The 460-nt window shown below is 47.6% G+C and carries 1 pseudogene; it reads left to right on the top strand.

Features of this window, described 5'->3' with window-relative positions:
- Positions 1–26: 26 nt before the first annotated feature.
- A pseudogene (locus MFLO_RS14305) lies at positions 27–460 on the top strand (hypothetical protein); the annotation flags it as partial.

Here is a 460-nt window from a genome sequence, read left to right as displayed (position 1 = left end):
ATGAAGCGGAGGAAGACATTCGGAACTTGGATCGTGATGGTGCGATTTCATTCAGCCATACAAGTTCAGAGAAAGAACTGCAAGAGCTGTTTGAGGATTTTGAGGTGCTGCACCAGTTTTCTGAGCGGGTGGATGAACTTGTTCATACGAAAATTGATCGGCCGTTTTTTGAAGACTTGGATCGGTTTGTGGAAGGCATGCGGAATTTGGATGCGTCCAAGTTTACGACGACGAATCGGATTGGGGCGACGAAAACGGAAACGGTTTTTGTGAATAGCTATACGCAGGAACAGCGGGAAGTACCGAAAACAGAAGTGACCATGGATGATTTGTTTAGCGGGAGTAATGTTTACGCGGATCAGTTGAAAAACCAGTTTCAGGCGTGGAAGAAGTTGAATCCGGAAGAAGCGGTTTCAGAGAACGATTTTCGGGCGGCGATGCTGAACACGCGCGCGTTTGC

This window comes from Listeria floridensis FSL S10-1187, assembly GCF_000525875.1.
Taxonomy (GTDB): Bacteria; Bacillota; Bacilli; order Lactobacillales; family Listeriaceae; genus Listeria; species Listeria floridensis.
This window is presented reverse-complemented; position numbering and strand designations above follow the sequence as displayed.